Origin of the sequence: Actinokineospora cianjurensis, assembly GCF_003663795.1 — a bacterium.
Taxonomy (GTDB): Bacteria; Actinomycetota; Actinomycetes; order Mycobacteriales; family Pseudonocardiaceae; genus Actinokineospora; species Actinokineospora terrae.
Map to the genome: position 1 here is coordinate 1451788 of NZ_RCDD01000001.1, position 26326 is coordinate 1478113.

The following is a 26326-nucleotide window of genomic DNA, read 5'->3' on the forward strand; positions in this document are numbered from 1 at the left end:
TGCCGAGCTGGTCATCCCTCTGGTAGTCGTACCGGGATGACCAGCTCGATCACCTTCCCGGACGGCGTCACCGTCGAGGCCAGGGGCCTGCGCACCGGCCCCCGCACCGGCACACCCCCCGACTTCGGCCTCTACCTCGGCGGCTCCCGCCTGCGCCGCCACGAACCCACCCTCACCTGGCCCCACTCCTGGATCGACTGGCCCGACTTCCTCCTCCCCCGAGACCGCTCGGAAGCCATCCGACTGATCCGCGCCACCCACACCCGCGCGGCAGGCGGCGAAGTCGTGGAAATCGCTTGCGGCGGGGGAGTCGGCCGAACGGGGACAGTCCTGTCGTGCTTGGCCATCTTGAGCGGGGTAGCGCCCACTGACGCCGTTGCCTGGACACGACAGCACTACCTGCCGCGTGCGGTCGAAACCCCGTGGCAGAAGCGTTGGGTGGAGCGGTTCCCGACTACCTGAGCCCATGTCGATCCGGTGCCTCGTCGGTCTCCGCTGCTAGCGTTGACCAGTGAGTTCAGTTGCTGCGAGAAGCCTGGGCCGAGACGTCTTCGTCATCCACGGTCGCAACAAGAAGGCCCGGCGGGAGTTCTTCGACTTCTTGCGCGCCATCGGCCTCAGACCCATCGAGTGGGGCGAAGCCCAGGCGCGGGTGCCCGACGGCTCGCCGAACATCTGGGACACCGTGGACACCCTCATCGGTGGGCAGCACGCCATTGTCGTGTTGTTGACCCCGGACGACATCGTTCGACTCGACACCGCCCACGCCGACGACGAGGACGACCCGGAGTTGCTGGCCACGGGCCAGGCCAGGCCCAACGTGGTGTTCGAAGCGGGCGTCGCGTTCGGGCGCTGCCCCGAGTTGACCGTGCTGGTGGAGTTCGGGAAGGTGCGCCGCTTCACCGACCTGGACGGGCGCTTCAAGGTGCGGCTCGACAACAGCCCGCAGAAGCGGGTCGAGTTGGCCAACCGCCTCAAGGCCATCGGGTGCCCGGTCGACACCGTCGGCAAGGACTGGCTGGTGTCCGGCGATCTCACCCCGCCCGTCCTCTCGGAGCAGGGTGCCGCGACCTCGTGAGGCACGGCGGGTCGTGACCGGGTTCTCCATCGGCGCTGTGCAGGGGAACGCGCTCCAGGCCACCGCGATCCACGGTGGTGTGTCGATCGGGGCGGTGCCCACCCCCGTTCCCCGACAGTTGCCGTTGGCCGGGCACCCCTTGGTGGGGCGGGACGGCCTGCTCGCGCTGGTGGACGACTCGCTGGCCGAGGGTGGGATCGTCGTGTTGTCGGGCATGGCGGGTGTCGGGAAGACCGCGGTGGCGGTGTGGTGGGCGCGTCGGGCGGCGGCGCGGTTCCCGGGTGGGCAGTTGTTCGTCGACCTCCGGGCGTTCGCCTCGGCGGCGCCGCGCGGGGTGGCCGAGGTGTTGGCGGCTTTCCTGCGGGCACTGGGGATCGAGCGGCCGGACGAGTTGACCGCGGTGGAGCGGGAGGCGACGTTCCGGACGCTCATGGCCGGGCGCAGGGCGATCGTCGTGTTGGACAACGCGCGGTCGGTTGACCAGGTGCGCGCGCTCTTGCCCGGCGAGTCCCGGTGCGCGGTCGTGGTCACCAGTCGGGTAGCCCTGCCGGGATTGGCGGTGCACTTCCCGGTGACGGCCGTGGAGGTGCCCAGGCTCGACCACGTCGCGTCGGTGGCCTTGGTGGCGGAGGCCGTGGGCACCGCGGACGTTCGTGAGGTCGACGAGTTGGCACGCTTCTGCGCCGGGCTCCCGCTGGCGCTGCGACTGGCCGGGTGCAGGCTCGTCGCGGGGGATCGGGCGCCGCTGTCGTTGGACCTGTTCGACTTGGAGGACGGTTCGACCGTGGCGTTGCGCAAGGTCTTCTCGTGGTCCTACGACCACCTAGAGGCCGAGGCGCGGATCGTCTTCCAGCTGTTCGGCGCGCTCCCGGGCGGCAGCCTGGACGCGGCCGCCATCCGCGCGATCTCCGGCTTGCCGAGCGAGGCGGCCGAGGCTGCGGTGCGTTCACTGCGGCGGGCGAGTCTGCTGGTGGAGAGCGCGGCCGGGCGGTACGAACCGCACGACCTGTTGCGCAGCTATGCGCGTGAGCTCGTGAGCGACCCGGTCACCTTCTTGGACCGTGCCTTCGACTACTTCACCGCTGCCGCCGATCACGCTGATGACCTTGTCTCGCCGGGGCGGTATCGCCCGCCGTGGACCCTTCGAGGCGGTGTCGGCGACCGGGCTTCGGCGTTGGCCTGGGTGGACGTGGAGTTGGCGAACATCGTGGCGTTGTGCGCTGTGGGAGACGAGCGGCTCGACCACCGGAGGTGGCGGCTGGCCTACGCCGTGCGCGGGTACTTCTACTTCACCAAGCGCGTCGACGCCTGGATCCGGACGCACACCGCCGCGTTGGCCGCCGCGGTCAGGCTCGGGGATCTCGCTGCTGAGGCGCTCACCCGCAACAACCTCGGGATGGCACTGGTGGAGGCCGGTCGCCTGGATGAGGCGACGGAGCACTACGGCCGCGCGGGCGAGCTGTTCGGCCAGGTCGGCGACTCGCACGGCCGGTGCAACGCCTTGGTCAACCTCGCTGCCGTTCTCCGCAGGCAGGGCGACTTCGTGGCCGCGCTGGCCAACCACCAGGAAGCCCTCGCCTACTACCGCGATCACGGGCTCGGCCGCAACGTCGGCATCACGGTGCGGAGCATGGCCCGGGTGGAGTCGGAACTCGGGATGACAGCGGAAGCCGTCGGTCACGCGGAAGAGGCGATCTCCCTGGCGGTGTCGATGGACCTGTACCTCGACGCTGCCCAAGCCTGCAACACCCTCGGGCTTGTCCTCGTCAGTGCCGAGCACTACGCACGCGCGGAGGTCGCCCACCATCTTGCGGTCGACTACAGCAGGAAGGCGCGGAGCCTGCGCGAGGAGGGCATTGCCCTGTGGCGGCTCGGTGGTGTGGCCCGATCGACCGGTGATCCGCAGGGGGCGGCGAGGTGGTGGTCGGCGGCCCGCGACTGCTTCCAGGCGATCGGCGCCAAGGAGGTCAGGGCTGTCGACGACGATTTGGGCAGCCTGGAGGGGTTCCCGGCTACCTGAAGTCGCGGGATTTGGCTTCTATGCGCATGTGCAGGGTCTGGAGGTGGTCGGCGTAGAGGCTGATCACGCCCTCGTGCTTCTCCAGGGTGCCGCGGATCAGGAGGGCTGCGCTGGTGCGGGCTACGCGGCGGTAGCGGGTCCAGAGGCCGGGGGAGCAGACGACGTTGACCATGCCGGTTTCGTCTTCGATGTTCAGGAAGGTCACCCCGCCCGCGGTCTGCGGGCGTTGGCGGTGGGTCACCGCGCCGCCCAGGAGGACCCGGGTGCCGTTGTCTACTGTGGACAGCTTTGTCACGGAGAGGGCGCCTAGACGGTCCAGGTAGGGGCGGATGAACTGGGTGGGGAAGCTGTCGGGGGAGATGCCGGTGGCCCAGACGTCGGCTATGGCTTGGTCCAGGGTGTCCATGCCGGGCAGGGTGGGGGCGTTAGCGCCAACGACCGTGCCGGGGAGGTGGCCCTTCCCTTCGGAGACAACGGCACCTGCGGTCCATAGGGCTTCCCGCCTGTGTGGGGTGAAGCAACTGAAAGCGCCCGCAGTAGCCAACGCCTCTATCTGGGGACGGGTCAGTTCAACGCGGCGCGCTAGGTCTGTCATGTCGGTGAAGGGGGTCTCGCTGCGGGCCTCGACGATGCGGGTGGCTAGTTTCTCGCCGATGTTGCGGATGGTGCTTAGGCCAAGGCGGATGGCAGGTCGTTCACCCGCCGGTTCGAGGATGGGATAAGAGATGCTGGCGTTGATGTCCGGCCCGAGCACTGTTACCCCGTGGCGGCGTGCGTCGGCTACCAGGGACTGCGGCGAGTAGAACCCCATCGGCTGCGCGCGCAATAGGGCGGCACAGAACGCCTCTGGGTAGTAGAGCTTGAACCAGGCGCTGGCGAAGACAAGGTAAGCGAAGCTGAGGGCGTGGCTCTCCGGGAAGCCGAAGTTCGCGAACGCCAGTAGTTTCGCGTAGATGCGCCCGGCCAGCTCCTCGTCGATCCCGTGCGCGGCGGCACCGGCGTAGAACCGCTCCCGCAGCCGCTCCATCCGCCGGGTGGACCTCTTCGCGCCCATCGCGCGGCGCAGCTCGTCGGCCTCCGCCGGGGTGAAGTCGGCGATGTCGACGGCCATCTGCATCAGCTGCTCCTGGAACAGCGGCACGCCCTTGGTCTTGTGCAGGGCCTTCTCCAGCAGCGGGTGGTCGTAGGTGACCTTCTCGTTGCCGTTCTTGCGCCGGATGTACGGGTGCACCGACCCGCCCTGGATCGGACCGGGCCGGATCAGCGCCACCTCCACCACGAGGTCGTAGAACTCCTCCGGCCGCAACCGGGGCAGCGTCGCCATCTGCGCGCGGCTCTCCACCTGGAACACACCGACGGAGTCGGCCCGGCACAACATCTCGTACACGCCCGCGTCGGCCAGGTCGAGCGCGCCGAGGTCGACGTCCTCGCCGTGGTGGTCGCGCACCATCTCCACCATGTAGCGCAGCGCCGACAGCATGCCCAACCCCAGCAGGTCGAACTTCACCAGCCCGACAGCGGCGCAGTCGTCCTTGTCCCACTGCAGCACGGTCCGGTCGGCCATCCGCGCGGGCTCGACCGGGCACACCTCGCTCACCGGCCGGTCGCAGATCACCATGCCGCCGGAGTGGATGCCCAGGTGCCGGGGGAAGTCCTCCAGCTGCCCGGCCAGCTCGAGCACCGCGTCCGGCACGTCGAGGTGGTTGTCGCCGACGGTGCTGGTCAGCGGGCCCCACCGGTCGATCTGCTTGCTCCACGCGTCCTGCTGGCCCGGCGAGTACCCCAGCGCCCGCGCCATGTCCCGCACCGTCGACTTGGCCCGGTAGGTGACCACGTTCGCCACCTGCGCCGCGTGCCGCCTGCCGTGCTTGGCGTAGACGTACTGGATGGCCTCCTCCCTGCGGTCGGACTCGATGTCCAGGTCGATGTCCGGCGGCCCGTCCCGCGCCGGGGCCAGGAACCGCTCGAACAGCAACTCCCACCGCACGGCGTCGACGTTGGTGATCCCCAGCGCGTAGCAGACCGCCGAGTTCGCCGCCGACCCCCGGCCCTGGCAGAGGATCCCGTTCACCCGGCAGAACCGCACGATGTCCCACACCACCAGGAAGTAGCCAGGGAAGCCGAGTTCCTCGATCACCGTGAGCTCGTGCGCGATCTGCGCGTGCGCACTCGGCGCCTCCGCCGCCGACCCGTACTTCTTGGCCGCGCCCAGGTGCACCAGCTCACGCAGGTAAGTCACCTCGTCATGCCCGTCCGGCACGGTAAACGGCGGCAGCTTCGGCGCCACCACCTCTAGGTCGAACGACACTGCGACACCCAACACCGCCGCGCGCTGCACCGCCCCCGGATACCGTTCAAACCGCGCCGACATCTCCGCCCCAGTACGCAAATGAGCCGTAGGCGCGGGCGGCAACCACCCCTCCAACTCCTCCAGACTCCGCCGCGCCCGCACAGCCGCCATCGCCGCCGCCAGCCGCCCCCGCCCGGGATGCGCGTAGTGCACAGCATTGGTCGCGACGGTCGGTAGACCTAGATCAGTCGCCATGCCCGCGAGAAGGTCGTTGCGCTTGGAGTCCGTGGGGTAACCGTGGTCGACCAACTCGACGAAGACGCGGTCCTCGCCGTAAGCGACCTTGAGTAGCCGCAACTGCTCAAACGCTGCGGTAGGACCACCTTCGCTGAGCGCCTTACGAACAGCCCCCTTGCGGCAACCCGTGAGAGCGACACAGTGATCCCGCGTCTCTTCCACTACCGCCCGCAGATCGTAGAGCGGCTTGCCTTTCTCCTCACCGTCGAGATGGCCCGTAGTGAGCACCCGACACAGCCGGTGGTAACCCTCTTGCCCGGCCGCGAGGAGGAGGAGATGCTCCCCCTCAGGATCAGCAACCCCATTCTGCGGAGCCGTCAACCCCAAGCTGAGCTCGGTACCGAAGACTGTTCTGACCCCCACTTCCCTTGCCGCCTCGGCAAACCGAACGACCCCGTACATCCCGTCGTGGTCGGTGATCGCAATGGCATCAAGCCCCAGCAACGCTGCGGCTTCCACCAACTCCTCGGGATGTGAAGCGCCATCGAGGAAGCTGAAGTTGCTGTGACAGTGCAACTCCGCGTAAGGAACCCGCCCCTCCCCGCCGCCACTATCGGCAACCACCTCCCCCACCGCCGAGAAAAACCGCTCCCGCTGCCGAGTCCACGCCGGACTATCCCCCCCATCCCCCACCGCCGGCGGCCGCCCGGACAAAATCCTCTCCAACTCCGACCACCGAACCGGCGGATTACTCCACCCCACGCGACCCCCTCCACGTCCGTTGCCCCAGGAGCCCCGATAGAGACTCCGCGCCGTTGGCCCTACGCGTCCGCCACGGTCGTTTGCCCAACCGCGCCCTCGAAGTCCCACTCCCAACCCGTAGAGACTCTGCAACGTCGCCCCCGACGCGCCCCTCACGATCGTTGGCCCAACCGTGCCCCTCCCAGGCGCTGGTCCCCACCCGGCCCTCGCGATCGTTGGCCCCTGCGTGCCCCTCTACAACGTTGGCCCCAACGTGCCCCTCCCGGGCATTGGTCCCCACCCGGCCCTCACAGACGTTGGCCGACCACGCGCCCCTAAACAACGTTGGCCGAACACCGCTCCTCGGAGTCGCTGGTGCCAGGCAGGCTCGATGGGGTGGACTTGTTTTGTGTGGGGGGACAGCAGCCGTAGCGTCGTTCACGCGGCAGGGCCTGCTTTTGGGCCCCTGCTTTGTGGTTCTGCCACGGTTGTTGTAGGGGCCCCGCGCAAAACAAGTTCGCCGCATCGAGCTCTTCGCTTTCTCGCGCCCCGGCCAATGCCGCAGGCGAGGCGTTTACCGTCGACGGCGAAGCCGAGAACAAGAGCCGGACTGCCCCCAGCTCAAGATCAAACCCGCCAAAGCACCCCCCGATATACAGCTTACCGAGCGGCACCGACAAACCGGTCAGAGCAAGCAGCCACCCTGTGGACAACCCCACGGAGCGCCCCACCCCTCACTCCGTCCTCGTCTCCTCCGGCGACCTCCGCTGCACCGGAATCAGCTCAGCCAGGTCGAACAGATCAAGCCACTCATCCAGAATCGGGTCAGTCGGGGACATCAGTCGTAGATTCCTTCCACGGACCACTTCTCGTTCTCGCGTACCAGGAGCAGCGCGTCCTGGTTGTCTACTTCGGACTGCTCGGCCAGCAGCACCTGCAACCGCGCCCGTCGCCTCCCGTTGTCCTTCTCCCACCAGCGTTCGTCCGCAGGCCACGGCCCCGCCCACGCGATTACCCGCCGGGTGCTGCCCGCAACCGCTACCTCATCCGGTTGCGAGGTAAGCGTGAACCGCCCGGTTACCCCTACCTCCCCGCCATCGCGGTCCAGCACCGTCGCCGGGACGCGTTGTGTGGGGATCGTTGCCGGTGATGGGCTCGGTAATCGGCCGGGCCAGGGGAGGTCGGGGGAGGTGGTGGGGGTTTGTTCGTCGCCCCAAGGGGTCAGGGTTACCTGGTCGCTGGGGGAGCGGCCGCCGTTGATAGTGGGGGTGAGGACGCCTTCTTGGCCTAAGAGACCTTGGACGTGGATCATTGCTCGGGAGGCGCGGGAGGTTTGTTCGTCGTTGCCGCCTTGCCATAGGCCCAGTTGGAGGGCGTGGCCGTCGACGGTTTCCTCGGGTTCTAGGTGTAGCAGGGTGATTCCGGCTGACGGGCGGGCAGGGCTGCGGAGCCAGCCGTCCAGTTGCCAGCGGACACGGTCGGAGATGCCGGACGGGGTAAGAGGATCCGCGCAGCGCCAGAGGCGGGTCAGGTCCTCGCCGTTGGCGGTGCTGGCGTGGATGGCCAGGCGGGTGCAAGCCAGGCCGTGGGAAGAAAGCAGGTTGTGCAGCTTCTCGCCCAAGGTGCGGGCGATGAAGGCGGCAGCGTCGACTCGGTCGATCGGTGGGTCAGGGCTGAGTGTGACCGATAGGTCTACCGGTGGTCGTCTGCGCGAAGGGGGGCGTTGCTCCAAGCCGCTGGCGAGGCGGTGGGCGTAACCGGCGTCTGCGCCGAATCGGGACGTGACGTCGTTGTGGGACAACGCGGCGAAGGCGCCCAGGGTGTGGATCCCCAACCGCCGCAACAGGTCCACCAGGTCGGGGCGGTCGGCGAGTTCGCGGATGTCCAGCGGCGCGAGGAACCGCGCGCTCTCACCCGGCGGCACGACCAGACCCCGGTGCGCGGCCAGCGTCGCGGCGAACAACCCGTCCGCCACGCCGACCTGGGACTCGGCCCCGGTGCGGGTCGCCACCTGGTCGATCACCCGCTCGGCGGCCGACTCCTCCGACCCGAAGTACCCCGACGGCCCCCGCGCGGGCACCGCGACCACCCCGGGGGCGACCACCTCGACACCGACCGCCAACTCCTCCACCGCGGCCGCCACCGGCTCGAACAACCGCGCGTCCCGGTCGAGGTCGGTGGGCAGCACCGCGAGATCCGGGCACCGGCCCTGCGCCTCCCGGCGGCGCAGGCCCTGGCGCACGCCCTCGCGGCGCGCCTGGGCGTTCGCGGAGACCACCTGGTTCGCCGAGACCACCGCGGCGGGCGCGTCCGCCGCCAGCCCCGCCGCCATGCCCGCGGCCACGACCGGCCAGTCCGGGCACCAGAGGACGAGCAGGCGGGTCACGGTGTTCTCCTGATAGCGGTGTCGTTGTCGCTGATGGCAGCGCTGCCGTGGTCGAACATATGTTCGAACGGCGGTGTCGTCAAGGGCGTCTCACCCCGCAAGGTGAACGTGGTCCGCCGGGGTCGGGCGGCCGCGCCGCGACCACTGGCGCGCACCTCGACCGAGTGGCTGCCGAGATACCCGTGGCCGTCGTGCAGGCCCGACCAGCGCCCGTGCGCCACGGTCAGTTCCAGTTCGGCACCCGGCCACGGACCGACCGCGATCAGTGCCGCGCCCCGGCTGCGGGCGCGCGCGGACAGCTTGCGGGCGAGTTGGTCGCCGATCCGGTTCGCGGCCACCGCCACGATGTCGAACCCGTCGAGCAGTGCCGCGACGACCGCGGTGAGATCCGCGCCAGGTTGCGGTACCAGGGCGATGCGCTGGACAGCCATACCTGCCTCGGATGCGGCCAACATCCCCAGGTTGGGCATGCCTACTACGGCAGTCCAAGACCCCTGTGAGCTTGCCTCTGCGAGCAAAGCGAGTAAGAGCCCGGACGACCCCTGGACCGAGACCGTGCCACCGCGCCGCAAGCCGCCCCAGGGGAACAGGCTCGACAAGCCTTGGTGGACAGGGAGAACGCGCGGACCGGCAAGGGTGCCTGGTTCGACGCGAAAGGGCTGTGGGCTCGAGTGCGCCGACATGCTCAGCCGCCGCAGGGTGAGGCAAGCGCGCCGTGGGCGCGTTGGGGCTTGGAGGGTTCTAGGGCCGCTCCGCGCCGATGGCGCTGACGGACCGATCGGGTGTCGCAAGGCGACGCGTGCCGTGGTGGGCACGCCGGGAAATGGAAAGTGGTCGCTACCTGCGCCCGAGTACTTCCCCGCGCCGGGAACAGGTAGCGACCACACCGCGATACCTCCCACGGGTCCACCGCGCGCGCCGCTCATTTCGCGCGTGGTCTGCCGTGGGGAGACGGCGGTTCCCGGGCGACCGGCTTCGACTCCGACCGCCCGACTCGAACAGGTGTTCGACATCCGAAGAATACCCCACCCGGACCCGCTGTCAAACCGGTCCGGGGCGGGTCGCGCATGACGTAGATCTCGGCGCGCCGACCCCCACCCCGCACTATGGTCGGTTGCGTAAAACCACTGACCACGAGGTGTGCCGCCATGAGCGTCCTGGCCGATGTCGAACGCGTCGACGAGAGTTGGCGCTCCTGGACCGGTGCCCACGGTGGCCTCTTGGCGGGCATAGCGCTCGACCACGCGGGGAGGCTGGTCTCGGGACTACCGGCCCGAGCCGTGCACGTGTCGTTCCTGTCGGCAGTGCGGTCCGACGAGGTTCACGTATCGGCAGACCTGGTCAAGGCGGGCCGCAGCAGCTCGACCGTTATCGCGCGCCTGGAAGCAGGCGAGAAACTCGCCCTGCTCGCTACGGCTACCTTCGGTGGTGGGGACCACGGGCCAGGCAGCCCGGCTATCCCTCTGCCGGACGTCCCTGATGTCGACACCCTGGCGCCGTTCACGCTGCCGCCGGATCTTGTGCCGTTCGCGCAGCACATCGAGTTCCGGCCGGTAGGCGGTGTTCCGCTCAGTGGCGGCGACAGTCCTGTCCTGACCTCTTGGGTCCGCCTTGTTGCCCCGCCCGCTCGACCCGAGTCAGCGGCAACGGTGCTTCTGGACGTGCTCGCGCCAGCGCTCTATGCCACACGCACGACCCCGGTCCCGATCCCCACGGTCGAACTGGCCGTGCACTTCACCGAGGCGGCGCACACCTTCGACGCGGGCGAGTGGGCGTTCGCGCGCATCCACACCGAACACGCGAGCGCGGGTTGGTGCGTCGACGCCAGCGAGGTGTGGAACCGCGCGGGCGAACTCGTCGCCACCGGCCGCCAGACCCGCCGCATCCTCCAGGGCTGACCGTGGGGGCGGGCGAGTCCCCGCCCCCACGACAACGTCAGTGCGCGAAGTGCCTGGTCCCGGTCAGGTACACCGACACCCCGGCCGCCTCGGCGGCCGCGAGGACCTCCGCGTCGCGGACCGAGCCACCCGGCTGCACGATCGCCTTGACCCCGGCCTCGACCAGGACCTCCAGGCCGTCCGGGAACGGGAAGAACGCGTCGGACGCGGCGACCGCGCCCACCGTGCGGTCCCCGGCGCGGGCCACCGCCAGCTTGGCCGCGTCCACCCGGTTGACCTGGCCCATGCCCGCGCCCACGGTCGCGCCGCCCTTGGCGATCAGGATCGCGTTGGACTTCACCGCCCGCACGGCCCGCCAGGCGAAGGCGAGGTCGGCCAGGGTGGCGTCGTCCACCGCGGGCCCGGTCGCCAGCGCCCACTTGGCAGGCTCGTCGCCCTCGGCCTCGATGGTGTCGATGGTCTGCACGAGCAGCCCGCCCGACACCGGCCGCAGCTCGGCGCCCAGCCTGCGCGGCGGCTCGGCGAGCAGCACCCGGATGTTCTTCTTGCGGGTCAGCACCTCCACCGCGCCGTCGGCGTAGGCGGGGGCGACGACGACCTCGGTGAAGATCTCCGCGACCTGCTCGGCCATTGCCAGGCTGACCTCGCGGTTGCTGGCGATCACGCCGCCGAACGCGCTGGTCGGGTCGCAGGCGTGCGCGTTGCGGTGCGCCTCGGCGATGTCCACGTCGGACACCGCGATGCCGCACGGGTTGGCGTGCTTGATGATCGCCACGCACGCCGCGGCGTGGTCGTGCGCCGCGCGCCAGGCAGCATCAGCGTCGACGTAGTTGTTGTAGGACATCTCCTTGCCGTGCAGCTGCGTCGCCGTCGCCAACCCGGACGAACCGTCACCCTGCACGTACAGCGCGGCGCTCTGGTGCGGGTTCTCCCCGTACCGCAGCACGTTCTTGCGCTGCCAGGTAGCGCCAACCCACCCGGGGAAACCGGAACCCTCGTCGTCCGGCGCGAGCGTGCTGCCGATCCAAGAGGCCACAGCGACGTCGTAGGACGCCGTGTGCCGGTACGCCGCCGCGGCGAGGGACTGCCTGTCGGGCAAGGTGAAGCCACCCGCGCCGACCTGCTCCAACAGCCACGAGTAGCGCGAGGGGTCTACCACGACGGCGACGCTGGCGTGGTTCTTCGCCGCCGCGCGCACCATCGCGGGCCCGCCGATGTCGATCTGCTCGACGCACTCCTCCGGCGACGCGCCCGAGGCGACCGTCTTGACGAACGGGTACAGGTTGACCACCAGCAGGTCGAACGGCGCGATCTCCAGCTGGTCGAGCTGCGCGACGTGCGCGGGGTCGCGCATGTCGGCCAGCAGCCCGGCGTGCACCCTCGGGTGCAGCGTCTTGACCCGGCCGCCCAGCGACTCGGGGAACCCGGTGACCTCCTCCACCGGCGTCACCGGGACCCCGGCGTCGGCGATGGTCTTCGCGGTGCCCCCGGTGGAGACGATCTCCACCCCGGCCGCGTGCAGGCCGGTCGCCAACTCCAGCAGGCCGGTCTTGTCCGACACGCCGATCAGCGCGCGGCGGATCGGCCGCCGCTCGACCTCGGTAACGGTCACGGGATGCTCACCTTTCGTCCGTCCACGGTGTAGCCGTCCGCGGTCATCCTGGCGACCACGTCGACCAGCAACCGCCGCTCCACCGCCTTGATGCGTTCGTGCAGGGCCGCCTCGTCGTCGCCGACCTCGACCGGCACCGGCTCCTGGCTGATGATCGGCCCGGTGTCCACGCCGCCGTCGACCAGGTGCACGGTGGCCCCGGTGACCAGCACGCCGTGCTCGATGGCGTCGCGCACCGGGTGCGCGCCGGGGAACGAGGGCAGCAGCGCGGGGTGCGTGTTGATCATCCGGCCGCCGAAGCTGGCCAGGAACGCCGACCCCAGGATCTTCATGAAGCCCGCCGACACCACCAGGTCCGGCTCGTGCGCCGCGACCGCCTCGGTCAGCGCGGTGTCCCACGCGTCGCGGTCGGCGTGGTCGCGGGTGCGCGTGGTGAACGTCGCGATCCCCGCGCGCTCGGCCCTGGCCAGCCCCTCGATGCGGGTGCGGTCAGCGCCGACGGCGACGACGGCGGCCGGGTACCCGGGACGCGCGCACTCGTCGAGCAGGGCCTGCAACAGGGTGCCGGAACCGGAGACCAGGACGACGACCCTGGCAGGCGCGGTTGGCGGGTGGTGAACGCTCAAGCGTGGTCTCCTGCGACGGCCGGAACGGGGGTGTGCCCAGCGTAAGCCGTGCGCAGTCGATCTTGGTCAGCGCCCCGATGCCTGCTCGTCCCCGGTGTCCGCGCTCGCCGCGGGCTCCTCGGCGCCGCCCGGGTCCTCGCGGTCGTCAGCCGGGATGGTGGCGGGGTCGGTGTCGGGGTCAGCCACGTCCTCGACCTCCGCCGACTCGCCATCAGCGGTCTCGAGTTCGTCAGCGTCCTCGACTTCGTCGACATCGTCCGGCTCGTCCTCGGACTCCTCGAACTCCTCGGCGTCGTCGAGGTCCTGGTCGGAGTCCTCGTCCGGCACCGGTTCCGCGCGGGGCGGCTGCGGCCCCGCGGTCCAGGCGACCACCGCGCCGGGCAGCGCGACCCAGGCCACCAGCGCCACCGACAGCCACGCCGCCCGCAGGTCGAGCGGGTGGAACGGGCCACCGCCGAGCGCGCCACCGGCCGCGCCGCCGAGCACCGCGAACGCCATCGCCACCACGACCGAGGCGACCACCACCGCCCGCACCCGCACGGTGGGCGACTCGTCGACCTCCCGCAGCACCCAGCCGACCAGCGTCCCCACCGCGGCGGGGAACGCGAACAGCAGCAGCCACCACGCCTGCCCGTGCTCCGGCAGGGCGCCGAGCAGCGGCAGCGGCGGTACGACGCCACCGTGGAAGTCCACCGGCGACACGACGACCGAGCCGAGCGAGAACCCGGGCCCCGCCGAGAACGCCGTGGCCGCGACCACCGCGTTCGGCAGGTAGCCCAACGACAGCAACAACATGCCGATGCCGCCGCCGATGCCCTCGACCGCGAACAGGTGCTTCACGGTCGGGAAAGACAGCGCCAACGCCAGAGTCAGGACAGCCGCGCCAGACGCCAACAACGCCGCTACCGCGAGCAAACCGGCTCGAAGGCCCCTGAGCGCTATCGCGTCCATCCGGTCGGACAACATGTGCGACAACCCCGCGCGCGGCAACACACCTGCCACAGCAGCGATACCGGACAACAGCGCCGGGTAGTACAACCCTGCCAACGGATCGATCGTGACCGTGCCGTCGGAACACAACAACGCCAACGACAACCCCGCCACGGCGTGCGCGCCGACGATCGCCCCCACGACCTGACCGGCTTCCCGAGGTGTCTCGACCGCCAACCGGTCCGCCGCTGCCGCCGCCGTCCGCCACGCCAGCACCAACACCAACAGCGTGGGCAGCAGGGGCAACGCACCCAGTTCGTGGCCCTCGATCCGCACCGGCACCTGGTGCGCCCCGAGCCAGCCGGGCACCGCCGCCGCCAGCACCCCGGAGGTGGTGAACAGCGCCCGCGGCGCGATCGCGGTGACCAGCGCCAACACCGCGGCCACCGCGGCGTACCCGGTGAGCAGCGGCCCCACCGCGGCGACCGCGAGCACCCGGACCCGCAGGGACCGGGGGAGTTCGACCCGGTCCTCGGCCTCCAGCAGGTCGGTGTGCGGCATGCCGCCAACTCTGACATCCGGGTTGCTCCGATCGGGTCAGGCACGCCGCCGTGACCCCATCCGGTGAGCGCCGGTGCGCGCCGGGAACGCGGAACGGGCGGGGCGGCCGGTTTCCCGTGCCACCCCGCCCGTTCCGGCGAAGAGGTGTGTCAGCCCTGCTGCGGGTACCCGCCGGGCGGCGTGCCCGGCGCGTGCGGCGGCTGGCCGAACTGGCCCTGCTGCGGGGCGAAGGTGGTCTGCCCGCCCGGCTGCTGCTGCGGTGGCTGCTGCTGCACCGGCGGCTGGCCGTAGGGCTGCTGGAACTGCCCCGACGGCGGGTTGTAGCCACCGGGCTGGCCGAAGTGCCCGTGGTGCTGGCGCGGCGCGGGCGGCTTGAGCAGGCCCGCCTCGAACAGGAACGCGGCGACCGCGAGACCCGACTGCAGCAGGCCGAAGACCAGTACGAGGATGCCACCCGCCTTGATCTCGGCGGAGATGGCGAACACGGAGAACAGGAACGCCAGCGTCGTGCCGAGCACGACGGCCATGGAGGCGACACCGACCTTCTTGTCACCCGGGAGCACCGCGGGCAGCGCGAGCAGACCGCCCGCGAACAGCAGACCGGGGATCCAGCCGCCACCGACGCTCTCGTAGAAGCTCACGGCGTTGAACGCGGGCGCGAACCCGAGGAACAGGTTCAGCGCGCCGAGCCCGATGACCAGCAGGTTCAGCGTCTGCGCCAGGGTGAACCTGCTGCCGACCGGCGGCGGTCCGAAGCCCGGCTGCGGCTGGGGCTGCGGTTGTCCCGGCCCCGGGTATCCGCCCGGCGCACCTGGGTAGGTCATCGCGTGCTCTCCTCAGCGACGAAGAAACATCAGAGCCAGCGAAAACGCTAGCCCATCCCTTCCCGTTCGACGTCGGCCGGTCGGTGCCGGTTCCCGAACGGATGAAGCGAAGTGGGGCCGGACGCTACCAGCGCCCGGCCCCACGACCCACCGCGGCGGACTAACCGCGCGCGGTGAACAACTCCCTGGCGAGGGCGGCGGTCTCCGACGGCGTCTTGCCGACCTTGACCCCGGCGGCCTCGAGGGCCTCCTTCTTCGCCTGCGCGGTGCCAGCCGAGCCGGAGACGATGGCGCCCGCGTGGCCCATCGTCTTGCCCTCGGGGGCGGTGAAGCCCGCGACGTAGCCGACGACCGGCTTGGTCACGTGCTCCTTGATGTAGGCCGCGGCCCGCTCCTCGGCGTCGCCACCGATCTCGCCGATCATCACGATCAGCTCGGTCTCGGGGTCGGCCTCGAACGCGGCGAGCGCGTCGATGTGCGTGGTGCCGATGATCGGGTCGCCGCCGATGCCGACCGCGGACGAGAAGCCGATGTCGCGCAGCTCGTACATCATCTGGTAGGTCAGCGTGCCCGACTTGGACACCAGGCCGATCTTGCCGGGGCCGGTGATGTCCGCCGGGATGATGCCCGCGTTGGACTTCCCGGGGCTGATCAGGCCGGGGCAGTTCGGGCCGATGATCCGGGTCTTGTGCCCGGTGGCGACCGCGTGCGCCCAGAAGTAGGCGGAGTCGTGCACCGGGATGCCCTCGGTGATGACGACCGCGAGGCCGATCTCGGCGTCGATGGCCTCCAGGACGGCGTCCTTGGCGAACTTCGGCGGCACGAAGATGACCGACACGTCCGCGCCGGTCTCGGCGATCGCCTCGGCGACGGTGGCGAACACCGGCAGCGACTGGCCCTCGATCTCGACCTTGGTGCCCGCCTTGCGCGGGTTCACCCCGCCGACGACGTTGGTGCCGGACTTGAGCATCCGCGCGGTGTGCTTGGTGCCCTCGGAGCCGGTGATGCCCTGGACGATGACCTTGCTGTTCTCGGTCAGGAAGATAGCCATCTGGGTCAGACCCCCGCAGCCGCGAGCTGGGCGGCCTTGTCGGCCGCGTTGTCCATGGTGTCGACGACGGTCACCAGCGGGTGGTTGGCGTCGGCGAGGATGCGCCGACCCTCCTCCACGTTGTTGCCGTCGAGGCGCACGACCAGCGGCTTGGTGGCCTCGGCGCCGAGGATCTCCAGCGCCGCGACGATGCCGTTGGCGACCGCGTCGCAGGAGGTGATGCCGCCGAAGACGTTGACGAAGACGGACTTCACGTCCGGGTCGCCCAGGATGATGTGCAGCCCGTTGGCCATCACCTCGGCCGAGGCGCCGCCACCGATGTCGAGGAAGTTCGCGGGCTTGACGCCCTTGTGCTTCTCACCGGCGTACGCGACGACGTCCAGGGTGGACATGACCAGGCCCGCGCCGTTGCCGATGATGCCGACCTGGCCGTCGAGCTTGACGTAGTTGAGGTCCTTGGCCTTGGCCGCGGCCTCCAGCGGGTCCTCCGCCTCCTTGTCGACCAGTTCGGCGTGGCCGGGCTGGCGGAAGGACGCGTTCTCGTCCAGGGTCACCTTGCCGTCGAGGGCGATGACCTTGTCCTGCGGGTCGCGCACCAGCGGGTTGACCTCGACGAGGGTGGCGTCCTCGCTGACGAAGGTCTCCCACAGCTTGACGATGACCTCGGCGGCCTGCTCGAGCACCTCGGCCGGGATCTTCGCCTGGGTCGCGATGTCGCGCGCGGTGTCCAGGTCGACGCCCTTGATGGCGTCCACCGGCACCTTGGCCAGCGCGTCCGGGCGCTCGACGGCGAGCTGCTCGATCTCCATGCCGCCCTCGGCCGAGGCCATCGCCAGGAAGGTGCGGTTGGCGCGGTCGAGCAGGAACGAGAAGTAGTACTCCTCGGCGATGTCGGAGGCGACGGTCACCAGCACCTTGCGGGTGATGTGGCCCTTGATGTCGAGCCCGAGGATCGCCTCGGCCTTCTCCTTGGCGCCGTCGGCGTCGTCGGCGAGCTTGACCCCGCCCGCCTTGCCGCGGCCGCCGGTCTTCACCTGCGCCTTGATGACGACGGTCTGCCCGAGGCGCTGCGCGATCGCGTGTGCTTCCTCGGGGGTGCTTGCCACGTCGCCCGGCAGGACCGGGACCCCGTGGGCGGCGAAGAGATCCTTCGCCTGGTACTCGTACAGGTCCACTCGACAGTCTCCTGACTTACGGTGTCGACGTGCTGCTGTGGGACGTGCTGCTCTTGGCGACAGGCTTGGGTGAACGTCGCGCTGTCGGACGACACGGGAACCCTAGCGACGTGGGATGGGGCTTGACACTTCGCATCCGGTGAGGTCCGTCACGACCGGTGGTGATGTCACTCACCGGCCGTGTCGACCACCCAGGACACGATCGAGTCCACGCCGACCACGGCGATGTCGGCGGCACCATTCTCCGCCAACAGCGCGGTGATCGCCCCTAGAGGGGCCGGTGCCGCGATCGCGTCGGCGTCCTCTTGCACTGCCGTGCGCACCAGCCTGGTTGGGTCTGTGTCGACCAGGTAGATGACCTCGACGCCGTGGTCTCTTAGCTGCGTCGCTATAGAGGTGACTGTGGCGCTGCTGTCGCTGACCAGCACGATCCTCACCGGCGGCTCAGCACCATCAACCCGGCGACGACCAGCGCCCCCGCGCAGGCCAGCGAGAGCCACAGGCCGGGGCCGGGCACCGACCCGGCGGCGCGCGCGGCGGTCAGCGGGTACTCCAGGACGCGCACGCCGACCAGGCCCGCGCACCCGAGCAGCAGCGCGCCCGCCCGCTGCGGCCGCGACAGCGGGGTCAGCGCCACCGCGACCACGACGGTGAGCGCGGCGAGCAGCAGGCCGAGCGAGGCCAGCCGGAACTCGGTCCAGATGCCCGGCGGGACCAGGCCGGTCGCCTTGACCACGGGCAGCCCGAACGCGCCGACGGCGAGCAGCCCGGCGACCGCGAGCGGGGCGACCAGCACCAGGTCGAGCGGCCGTTCCTCGACCTCGCCGCGTTCGGCGCTGCCCGCGACCAGCGCGACGACCGCGGCGGCCGCCGCGAGCGCGCCAGCGGCCGCGGTGAACCAGACCGCCGCGCCGGTGCCGACCGTGGCGTCCACCGCGGTCGCGGTCACCACCGCGTCCAGTGTGGACATGCCCGCGAGTGGGACGGCGGCGAGCGCGGCGGCGAAGGCCGGTCGCAGTGGGGTCGCAGTTCTGCTGAAGAGAAGAGGTAGGGCCAACGCGGCTACGAGGATGCCCGCGGGCAGGAACAACCGGTTCGAGTAGGTCTCCTGGGCGACACCGTTGACGGCGATCACGGTGGTGGTGCCCGCCGCGATGGCCGCCAAGCCCGCGAGGAGACCGAGCACGCCCGCGATCCGGACCGGCTCCGACCTGCCGTGCGCCCGCGTGGTCACCCACACGGACACCGCCAGTCCCGCCGCGGACAGCAGGGCCACGTACGGCCCCGGCGCGGCGTCGAGCAGGGCCACCCACAGCCCGGCGGCGATCTGCGGAGCGGTGATCGCGAGCACGCCGAGCGCCGCCCCGATGCTCACCCCGCGCGCCACCGACGGCCGCGACCCGGCACCCACCAGGGCGGCCGCGACCACACCGGCCCCTGCGGCGAGCAGGGCGAACCGGAGCAGCCACGGGCTGTCGATCAGGCCCTCGGCCAGCAGGAAGGCGTTGCCCGAAGTGAACGGGGGCAGCTGGAGTCCGAACGCGGCGGCGACCCCGGCCACCAGACCCAGGGGCGCGGACCGGTGCCGCACCTCGTCGTCGAGCTCGGCGGCGTAAGGGGTCCCGTAGGGAGCACCCGCGCGGTTGGCCGCCATCAGCCCGGCCGCGATCACCAGCAGGTGGCCGACGAGCAGGACCCACAACCCGGCGCCAGCCCGCAGCGGGGCGAGGCTCGTCGGGACCATCACCTCGGGCCGGGACACGACCAGCGGGTCGAGGAGGAACTGCAGGTCGCAGAGGAACCGGCCCGGGGTCAGCAGTGCCGCGCCGACCAGCACACCGGCCGCCACGATCGGCCTGCCCGCGATCGCCAGCGCCGTCGCCACCACCGGCGGCAGCACCGCGAGCAGGACCAGGAGCGGGACCGCGGCGAACGCCGCGGCCGGGGACGCGTCGACCAGTCCGACGAGGGGGCCCACGACCTGGGCCACCGCACCCGCCGCGGCCACCGCGAAGGCGAGCCGCAGCCGGGCCGGGCTCTCCGCCCACCCGATCCGGGGGCCGGGGCTGGCGTCGGCGGCCGGATCGGCGGCGGGCGGGGTGGTGATCCGCAGAGTCATCGCGGGCAACGCTAGCAAGCAGATCGTTCCGGCGCGGCCCAGCGTGCTGCCGGACCCCCTGCGGCACCGTCTTGTTTGTCCGCTCTGTCGCCTGCCTCGACGTGTGCGGTGCGTACACAGAATTAGTGAGCGCCGCCGAGGGCCTCCGTGAGGCTGGAGGAGCGCATGTGGGTGAACGCGAGAGTGTCGCTGCGCGGTGTCACCGGCCGTGACCTGGGGCGACCGCCCGAGGGGGCGGCCGGAAAACGGGTTGCCACCCGGATGGCCGATTGAACGGAGACGCAGCTCACACTAAGGGTGTGACTTCGGGTTAACTTTGCGTAATTACCGCTGGGTGTCGCGGTCTGCCCGTAGGGCGTCCGATGAGATCCGGGTGACCGATGTTGCCTGCGGCGCTGCCGCCCCGTTACTGTCCCCGGGTCCGTTGTCACAGTCCGGTCACGAATAGGGCCGGGGAGGAATCCAGTCGGAAACCTCCTCAGCCGGGTCCCCCGCCCGGTACGCCCCGCACCAACGCCCGTCCCCCCGGCGAGCAGGTGTCGACGCGATCGAACTCCCCGAAGGCGGAAGGCTAGGTCTTGTCCCGACATCGCTCCACCGGTGGCGAACACGAGTTCGCCACGCTCGATGAAGCGCTCGACCGCGGCGCCCGCCGCGCGAAGGGTGCTCACCGGATCGCCCCACCGTCGTCCGCCCTGCGCGGCCGCGTGGTCGTCGCCGCTGTCGCGGTCGGCGCCTTCGCCGCCGCTGCCGCCGGGCAGACGATCCACGCCGTCTCCGGCGACGGCGCCACCACCGGCGCCGCTGCCGACGAGATCGTCCCGGTCGCGGGTGTCCGGCAGGCATCCGCCTCGATGGGCATGGGCGGTGACGCACCCGCCGCTCCCGAGCTGCTCGCGCTGGCCGGTCAGGCCGACGGCACGCTCGAGGCCCAGAAGATGGCCACCACCGAGCGGCTCACCCAGGCCAAGGCCGAGCGCGCCGCCGCGCTCAAGGCGCAGCAGGACGAGGCAGCCCGGCCCAAGTACGTCCGCCCGGCCGTCGGCACCTTCACCTCCGGCTTCGGCGCCCGCTGGGGCGTCACCCACTACGGCGTCGACATCGCCAACCGCATCGGCACCCCGATCCTGTCCGTCGCGGACGGCGTCGTGGTCGAGGCGGGCACCGCGAGCGGCTTCGGCCTCTGGGTCCGCGTGCAGCACGCTGACGGCACCATCTCGGTCTACGGCCACGTCAACGACTACGTCGTGCGCGAGGGCCAGAAGGTCAAGGCGGGCCAGCTGATCGCCCACATCGGCAACCGCGGCCAGTCCACCGGCCCGCACCTGCACTTCGAGATCTGGGACGCGGACGGGCGCAAGATGAACCCCACCCCGTGGCTGGCCTCGCGCGGGATCGCGCTGTAACTCCCCACGGGCGCTGTAACTCCCCACGGGCACTGCCCTCGGTCCGGTATCGACCGGCGGCGCTGGCCACCGCGGCTGGGTGTCTCGCTCGGCGCTGTTCAGTTGTGGCGCTCGGCCGTCACCCTGCCTGGGTCGACACCGTGCGCTGCTGCTCACCGTCCACTAGCAGAATGCCCCCTCCTGCGTCCGACGAAACCCTTTTTCACCCGACCGTGTTCCCATCCGACGTGTCAACCGCTGTGCTGGCCATGGGAGAAGTGAACCGCAGGGGTACGACAATTCCGGGGCCCCGGCTAGGTTGGCGGACATGGACCAGGTGAGGCTGACCCGGCACCGGGACGTCATGGCGCGCCACGTCGACAGCGGGGCCGTGCCGGGGGTCGTCTCCCTGCTCGACCACCGCGGCGAGGCCCACGTGAGCGTCCTCGGCGACCTCCCCGCCGGTGCCGACACGATCTTCCGCATCTCCTCGATGACCAAGCCCGTGACGGCCGTCGCCGCGCTGGTGCTGGTCGAGGAGTGCGTGCTGCGGCTCGACGACCCGATCGGCGACCTCGTCCCGGAGTTGGCGGCGCCGCGGGTGCTGCGCTCGCTCGACAGCCCGGTCGACGACACCGTCCCGGCCCGCCGCCCCATCACCCTGCGTCACCTGCTCAACTCCACCTTCGGCCACGGCGTGCTCATGGCGGCGCCCGGCACCCACCCCGTCCAGGCCGCCATCGCCGCGGCCGGGTTCGAGCCGGGACCGCCGAACCCGGCGTCCACACCGGACTCCGGCGAGTTCGTCCGGCTACTCGGGACACTCCCGCTGCTCAGCCACCCCGGCGAGAGGTGGTGGTACGACACGGCTTACGACGTGCTGGGTGTCCTCATCGAACGCGCGACCGGGCAGGGGCTGGGCGCGTTCCTCGCCGAACGGATCTTCACCCCGCTCGGCATGCCCGACACCGGCTTCCACGTCGCACCGGACAAGATCACCCGGCTGGCCACCGCGTACACGACCACGGACAGTGGCGACCGCGCCGTCTACGACCCGGCCGAGGGCGGCCAGTGGAGCACCCCGCCCGCCTTCCACTCCGGCGCGGGCGGCCTCGTCAGCACCGCCGCCGACTACCGCGCCTTCCTGACCATGCTCCGCCGCGGCGGCGCCCCGGTCCTCTCCCGCCCGTCCGTGCTGACCCTGTCCTCGGACCAACTGACCAGCGCCCAGAAAGCAGGCGGCGGCCTGGTCGACGGCTTCTTCGACACCGCAACCTGGGGCTTCGGCGTCAGCATCATCACCACCCGCGACGACCTCCACAAAACCCCCGGCCGCTACGGCTGGGAAGGCGGCCTCGGCACCTCCGGCCAGGTGGACCCGACCGAGGACCTCATCACCATCCTGCTCACCCAACAGGCATGGACCTCCCCAGCAGGCCCCAAGATCTACTCCGACTTCCTGACCTCCGCCTACCAAGCCCTCGACTGACCCAGTCCCAGGTCCGCCACTTCCACTAGGTCCCCGGCCCGGCGCCCACCCGCGCGCCCGACATCCCATCCGCCCAAGTCGTCCCAACCGACACCAGGTAAACCCAACCGGCCTCAGGTCCCTCTACCGACGACAGGTAGCCCAACCGACGGCGGGTCCCCAGCCGACAACAGGTAATCCAACCGGCCGCAGGTACCCCCACCAGCCGCAGACTCCCCCACCGGAACCGCTTCGCGCGCACGCGGTCCCGACCCTGCCCAGCCCCCACCCACTCCGGGGGGCGTCCCAGTGCCAGTCTATCGGCACCCACCGACAGTCGATCTTGAAACAGGGCCTCGAAGATCCACATGTGGATAACTTCTGTCCCTGAACCGGGTGAACTCGGCGCGGGAGCACGGTGCGAGACCAGTGCGGCGACCTCGCCCAACCAAGCCAGCGAGCTGCGGAAACGCCCGGAAGACCCCCAGCCCGAAAGACCCCAGCCCGCAGGCCGAGGTCCGCCGAGAGCAGTCCCGGCTAGAGCTTCACCATGGGAACGCCGCCGATGAGCATCAGGCGGATGGTGCCTGAGGTGCCGAAGTCGATGGTGGCGGTGGCGCGGGCGCCCTGGCCCTCGGAGGCGATGACCGTGCCCAGGCCGTACTTGTCGTGGTTGACGCGGTCGCCGACGGACAGCGAGAGGGAGGGGGCGTCCTGCCAGCCCCTGGTCGGGGAGGAGCGCTGCCTGCTGGCCTGGACCGACTCGCTGGAGCGGCTGCCCCAGGTGGTGGCCCTGGTGGGCATCGAGCGCTCCGGGCCGAGGCGGCGCCAGTCGAGGAGGTCGGGGGGGATCTCGTCGAAGAAGCGGGAGGCCGGGTTGGTCATCGGCTGGCCCCAGGCCGAGCGGACGATGGCCCTGGACAGGTACAGCCGCTCGCGGGCGCGGGTGATGCCGACGTAGGCGAGCCTGCGCTCCTCGGCCAGTTCGACCGGGTCGCTCAGTGCGCGCATGTGCGGGAAGATCCCGTCCTCCCAGCCGGTGGAGAACACGACCGGGTACTCCAGGCCCTTCGCGGTGTGCAGGGTCATCAGCGTGACCACCCCGCCGGTGTCCTCCGCGTCCGGGATGGAGTCCGCGTCGGCCACCAGCGACACCCGTTCGAGGAACGCCGCGAGCGACCCGGCCGCCGGTCCGGTCTGCTCGACCGGCTCGATGCCCTCTGGCGCGTTGTCGGGTGCCATCACCTCGGGGGCCTCGGTGAACTCCCTGGCGACGGTGATCAGCTCGTTGAGGTTCTCCAGCCGGGACGCGTCCTGCGGGTCGTCGCTGGCCTCGAGCTCGGCCCGGTACCCGGTCTGCTCCAGCACCGCGTCGAGCACCTCGGCCACGTCCTGGCCGTCGTCGACGAACCGGCGCAGGCCGTCCACCAGCTCGACGAACCCGGAGATCGCCCGCTGCGAACGCGGGTTGAGCAGCGGCACCTTGCCCTCGGTGGCCGCGCGCAGCGCCGCGGCGAAGGAGACCCGTTCGCGGTCGGCGTAGGCGGACACGCACGCCTCGGCCCGGTCGCCGATGCCGCGCTTGGGCACGTTGAGCACCCGGCGCAGGCTGACCGTGTCGTCCGGGTTGGCCAGCACCCGCAGGTACGCCAGCGCGTCGCGGATCTCCCTGCGCTCGTAGAACCGGACCCCGCCGACCACCCGGTACGGCAGCCCGAGCCGGATGAAGATCTCCTCGAACACCCGGGACTGGTTGTTGGTGCGGTAGAACACCGCGACGTCGCTGTTGTTCGCCGAGCCGGAGTCGACCAGCCGGTCGATCTCGTTGGCGACGAAGTTGGCCTCGTCGTGCTCGTTGTCGCCGACGTAGGCGACGATCTTCTCGCCGTCGCCCATGGCCGTCCACAGCCGCTTGTCCCGCCGGTTCGGGTTGCGCGAGATGACCGCGTTCGCCGCCGTGAGGATGTTCTGCGTGGAGCGGTAGTTCTGTTCCAGCATGACGGTCGTCGCGTTCGGGTAGTCCCGCTCGAACTCGACGATGTTGCGGATCGTGGCGCCGCGGAAGGCATAGATGGACTGGTCTGCGTCACCGACCACGCACAGCTCTGCCGGTGGCAGCCCGTCGTTGCCCTTGCCGACCAGTTCCCGCACCAAGGTGTACTGCGCGTGGTTGGTGTCCTGGTACTCGTCGACGAGCACGAACCGGAACCGGCGGTGGTAGTACTCGGCGACGTCAGGGAACGCCTGCAGCAGCTCGACCGTCCGCATGATCAGGTCGTCGAAGTCCATCGCGTTGGCCTGCGTGAGCCTGCGCTGGTACTCGGCGTAGACCTCGGCGACGCGGCGCTCCAGGTCGTTGCCCGCGTTCTGCGCGGCGGTCTCGGCGTCGACCAGTTCGTTCTTCAGGTTCGAGATGTGCACCGACAGCGTCCGCGCCGGGTACCGCTTCGGGTCCAGGTCGAGGTCGCGGGCCACCAGGGTCAGCAGCCGCCGCGAGTCGTCGGCGTCGTAGATGGAGAAGCTCGACCCCATCCCGAGCGACTTGGCCTCGCGGCGCAGCACCCGCACGCACATCGAGTGGAAGGTCGACACCCACATGGCGTTCGCCCGGCGGCCGACCAGGTCGGCCACCCGCTCCTTCATCTCGGCGGCCGCCTTGTTGGTGAAGGTGATCGCCATCACCTGGCCGGGGTGCACGTCCCGCTCGGCGAGCAGGTAGGCGATGCGCCTGGTGAGCACCCTGGTCTTGCCGGATCCCGCGCCCGCCACCACCAGCAGCGGGGTCCCGGCGTGCTCGACGGCGCGGCGCTGCTGGTCGTTGAGGTCGTCGATCAGCGCGGCCACCCTGGCCGGGCGCGCGGGGGCCGGGCCGGGATCGGGGGCGGGGAGGTCGAAGAGAGCTTCCATCGTGGCGACAACGGTACCGGGGGTCACCGACGATCCGGCGCCGCCACCGCCCGCGCGTGATCGTCTTCGGGAATTCACGCAACTGCTCGACCCCCGCGCCCGCCGTGTGCCATGCTCGTCTGGTGCTGACCTGCTACGAGTTTTTCTACGGGAACCGGACTCCGGCTCCCGTAGTGGTGTAGGCGCACACAGCAGACCACCGCGAAGCCCCGAGTCCACGGACCCGGGGCTTCCGTTGTCTCGGGAACGTGACCTGGTGCCAGAGATCACCGAGGGAAGATGATGAGCCCGATCACCGAGAACAAGCCCGAATCAGCCAAGCCCAGTGTCGAACTGCCCGCGCCGGAGGAAGTGGCCGAGCTGCGCAAGGAGATCGACTTCCTCGACCAGGAGATCCTGCGCCTGGTCAAGCGCAGGGCCGAGGTGTCCAAGGCGATCGGCGCGTCCCGGATGGCCGCTGGCGGCCCCCGGATCGTGGTCAACCGCGAGATGGACGTGCTCGCCCGCTACCGCGAGCTCGGCCCGGCCGGTCGCACGCTCGCGCTGGCCCTGCTGGACCTCAGCCGGGGCAAGCTCGGCCGCTGACCCGGCCGAACCAGGGGTGGACTAGGGGGAATCCCCCATTTCCGCACGGCAGGGGTGGGGCAGACTGGGCGCATGGTGGATCTCATCGCGGTCCTCGTCGCCGTCATCGCCCTGGTCGCCGCGCTCGGCCTGGTCGGGTACCTCGCGCTGCTGAACTCGGCGGCGCGCAAACGTGGGGCGAGCGGCAACGCCGTCGCCACGTACGTCCGCAGCAGGTGGCCCGTCGCCGGGATCACCACCGCGGGAGCCGCGCTCGCCTGGTTGCTGACCAGCGGCGGCGGGTTCCTCGACGTGGTGGCGATCCTGATCGCGGCGGGCTCCGGCGCGGTCGCGGGCAAGGAACTGTCCCGCACGATGGAGCGCTACCGCACCGATAGGTGAACCCAGCGCGCATTTCCGGCCCGCGCGTCACGCGAACGTGTGGCGCGGGTCG

20 protein-coding genes are annotated in these 26326 nt (G+C 70.7%); 8 read left to right on the forward strand and 12 right to left on the reverse strand.

Annotated features, from left to right (window positions below; all coding sequences use genetic code 11):
• Positions 1-36 precede the first annotated feature (36 nt).
• From CLV68_RS06990 to CLV68_RS07000, 3 genes are read left to right on the forward strand one after another with little or no spacing between them, the layout of a single operon-like run.
• Positions 37-462, forward strand: a complete 426-nt coding sequence (locus CLV68_RS06990; RefSeq protein ID WP_121389659.1) for a protein-tyrosine phosphatase family protein — start codon at positions 37-39, stop codon at positions 460-462.
• Between the two features lie 49 nt (positions 463-511).
• Positions 512-1078: a TIR domain-containing protein gene (locus CLV68_RS06995; RefSeq protein ID WP_121389660.1), complete on the forward strand. Its 567-nt coding sequence runs from the start codon at positions 512-514 to the stop codon at positions 1076-1078.
• A gap of 13 nt (positions 1079-1091) precedes the next feature.
• Entirely contained in the window at positions 1092-3098 is a 2007-nt protein-coding gene (locus CLV68_RS07000) for a tetratricopeptide repeat protein (RefSeq protein WP_121389661.1), read from the forward strand.
• Here the strand turns inward: CLV68_RS07000 and CLV68_RS07005 are convergent.
• From CLV68_RS07005 to CLV68_RS07015, 3 genes are all read right to left on the reverse strand, one after another.
• Complete coding sequence (locus CLV68_RS07005; RefSeq protein WP_121389662.1) at positions 3091-6387, reverse strand: error-prone DNA polymerase; 3297 nt, start codon at positions 6385-6387, stop codon at positions 3091-3093. The two genes, CLV68_RS07000 and CLV68_RS07005, sit on opposite strands and share 8 nt — an antisense overlap.
• A gap of 817 nt (positions 6388-7204) precedes the next feature.
• Complete coding sequence (locus tag CLV68_RS07010) at positions 7205-8698, reverse strand: DNA polymerase Y family protein (RefSeq protein ID WP_211346518.1); 1494 nt, start codon at positions 8696-8698, stop codon at positions 7205-7207.
• Positions 8699-8748: 50 nt separating this feature from the next.
• Positions 8749-9222, reverse strand: a complete 474-nt coding sequence (locus CLV68_RS07015) for a hypothetical protein (RefSeq protein ID WP_147459896.1) — start codon at positions 9220-9222, stop codon at positions 8749-8751.
• Positions 9223-9900: 678 nt separating this feature from the next.
• Here CLV68_RS07015 and CLV68_RS07020 point away from each other — a divergent pair.
• Positions 9901-10650, forward strand: a complete 750-nt coding sequence (locus CLV68_RS07020; RefSeq protein ID WP_170224144.1) for an acyl-CoA thioesterase — start codon at positions 9901-9903, stop codon at positions 10648-10650.
• A 37-nt stretch (positions 10651-10687) separates the two neighbouring features.
• On the opposite strand, the gene purH is transcribed toward CLV68_RS07020, so the two are convergent.
• The 8 genes from purH to CLV68_RS07060 all read right to left on the reverse strand — a co-directional run bounded on the left by purH (position 10688) and on the right by CLV68_RS07060 (position 19548).
• A complete protein-coding gene (gene purH, locus CLV68_RS07025; protein WP_121389665.1) occupies positions 10688-12262 on the reverse strand; it encodes a bifunctional phosphoribosylaminoimidazolecarboxamide formyltransferase/IMP cyclohydrolase in 1575 nt (524 codons plus the stop codon).
• Complete coding sequence (gene purN / locus CLV68_RS07030; protein WP_121389666.1) at positions 12259-12888, reverse strand: phosphoribosylglycinamide formyltransferase; 630 nt, start codon at positions 12886-12888, stop codon at positions 12259-12261. Before purN ends, purH begins: the two co-directional genes overlap by 4 nt.
• A gap of 66 nt (positions 12889-12954) precedes the next feature.
• On the reverse strand, positions 12955-14379 hold the full coding sequence (locus CLV68_RS07035; RefSeq protein ID WP_121389667.1) for a cell division protein PerM: 1425 nt from the start codon (positions 14377-14379) through the stop codon (positions 12955-12957).
• A gap of 149 nt (positions 14380-14528) precedes the next feature.
• Entirely contained in the window at positions 14529-15203 is a 675-nt protein-coding gene (locus CLV68_RS07040) for a DUF5336 domain-containing protein (protein WP_121389668.1), read from the reverse strand.
• Positions 15204-15363: 160 nt separating this feature from the next.
• Positions 15364-16254, reverse strand: coding sequence for a succinate--CoA ligase subunit alpha (gene sucD / locus CLV68_RS07045; RefSeq protein ID WP_121389669.1), 891 nt, complete (start codon positions 16252-16254; stop codon positions 15364-15366).
• 5 nt (positions 16255-16259) lie between these two features.
• Positions 16260-17429 carry an ADP-forming succinate--CoA ligase subunit beta gene (gene sucC / locus CLV68_RS07050; RefSeq protein WP_121389670.1) on the reverse strand — a complete coding sequence of 390 codons (1170 nt, stop codon included), beginning with the start codon at positions 17427-17429 and terminating at the stop codon, positions 16260-16262.
• A 167-nt stretch (positions 17430-17596) separates the two neighbouring features.
• Positions 17597-17866: a hypothetical protein gene (locus CLV68_RS07055; protein ID WP_121389671.1), complete on the reverse strand. Its 270-nt coding sequence runs from the start codon at positions 17864-17866 to the stop codon at positions 17597-17599.
• Positions 17863-19548 carry a hypothetical protein gene (locus tag CLV68_RS07060; RefSeq protein WP_121389672.1) on the reverse strand — a complete coding sequence of 562 codons (1686 nt, stop codon included), beginning with the start codon at positions 19546-19548 and terminating at the stop codon, positions 17863-17865. Before CLV68_RS07060 ends, CLV68_RS07055 begins: the two co-directional genes overlap by 4 nt.
• Positions 19549-20126: 578 nt before the next feature.
• Here CLV68_RS07060 and CLV68_RS07065 point away from each other — a divergent pair.
• Together CLV68_RS07065 and CLV68_RS07070 are read left to right on the forward strand one after the other, a co-directional pair.
• A complete protein-coding gene (locus tag CLV68_RS07065; protein ID WP_170224145.1) occupies positions 20127-20954 on the forward strand; it encodes a M23 family metallopeptidase in 828 nt (275 codons plus the stop codon).
• A 307-nt stretch (positions 20955-21261) separates the two neighbouring features.
• Positions 21262-22422, forward strand: a complete 1161-nt coding sequence (locus CLV68_RS07070) for a serine hydrolase domain-containing protein (protein WP_121389673.1) — start codon at positions 21262-21264, stop codon at positions 22420-22422.
• Positions 22423-22938: 516 nt separating this feature from the next.
• On the opposite strand, the gene pcrA is transcribed toward CLV68_RS07070, so the two are convergent.
• The gene (pcrA, locus tag CLV68_RS07075) at positions 22939-25308 is read right to left on the reverse strand and encodes a DNA helicase PcrA (protein WP_121389674.1); all 2370 of its coding nucleotides are present in this window, start codon (positions 25306-25308) and stop codon (positions 22939-22941) included.
• Positions 25309-25590: 282 nt separating this feature from the next.
• Between pcrA and CLV68_RS07080 the strand changes: the two genes are divergently transcribed.
• A complete protein-coding gene (locus CLV68_RS07080) occupies positions 25591-25893 on the forward strand; it encodes a chorismate mutase (protein ID WP_092777878.1) in 303 nt (100 codons plus the stop codon).
• Positions 25894-25965: 72 nt separating this feature from the next.
• Complete coding sequence (locus CLV68_RS07085; protein ID WP_092777880.1) at positions 25966-26274, forward strand: hypothetical protein; 309 nt, start codon at positions 25966-25968, stop codon at positions 26272-26274.
• The last annotated feature ends 52 nt before the right edge of the window (positions 26275-26326 follow it).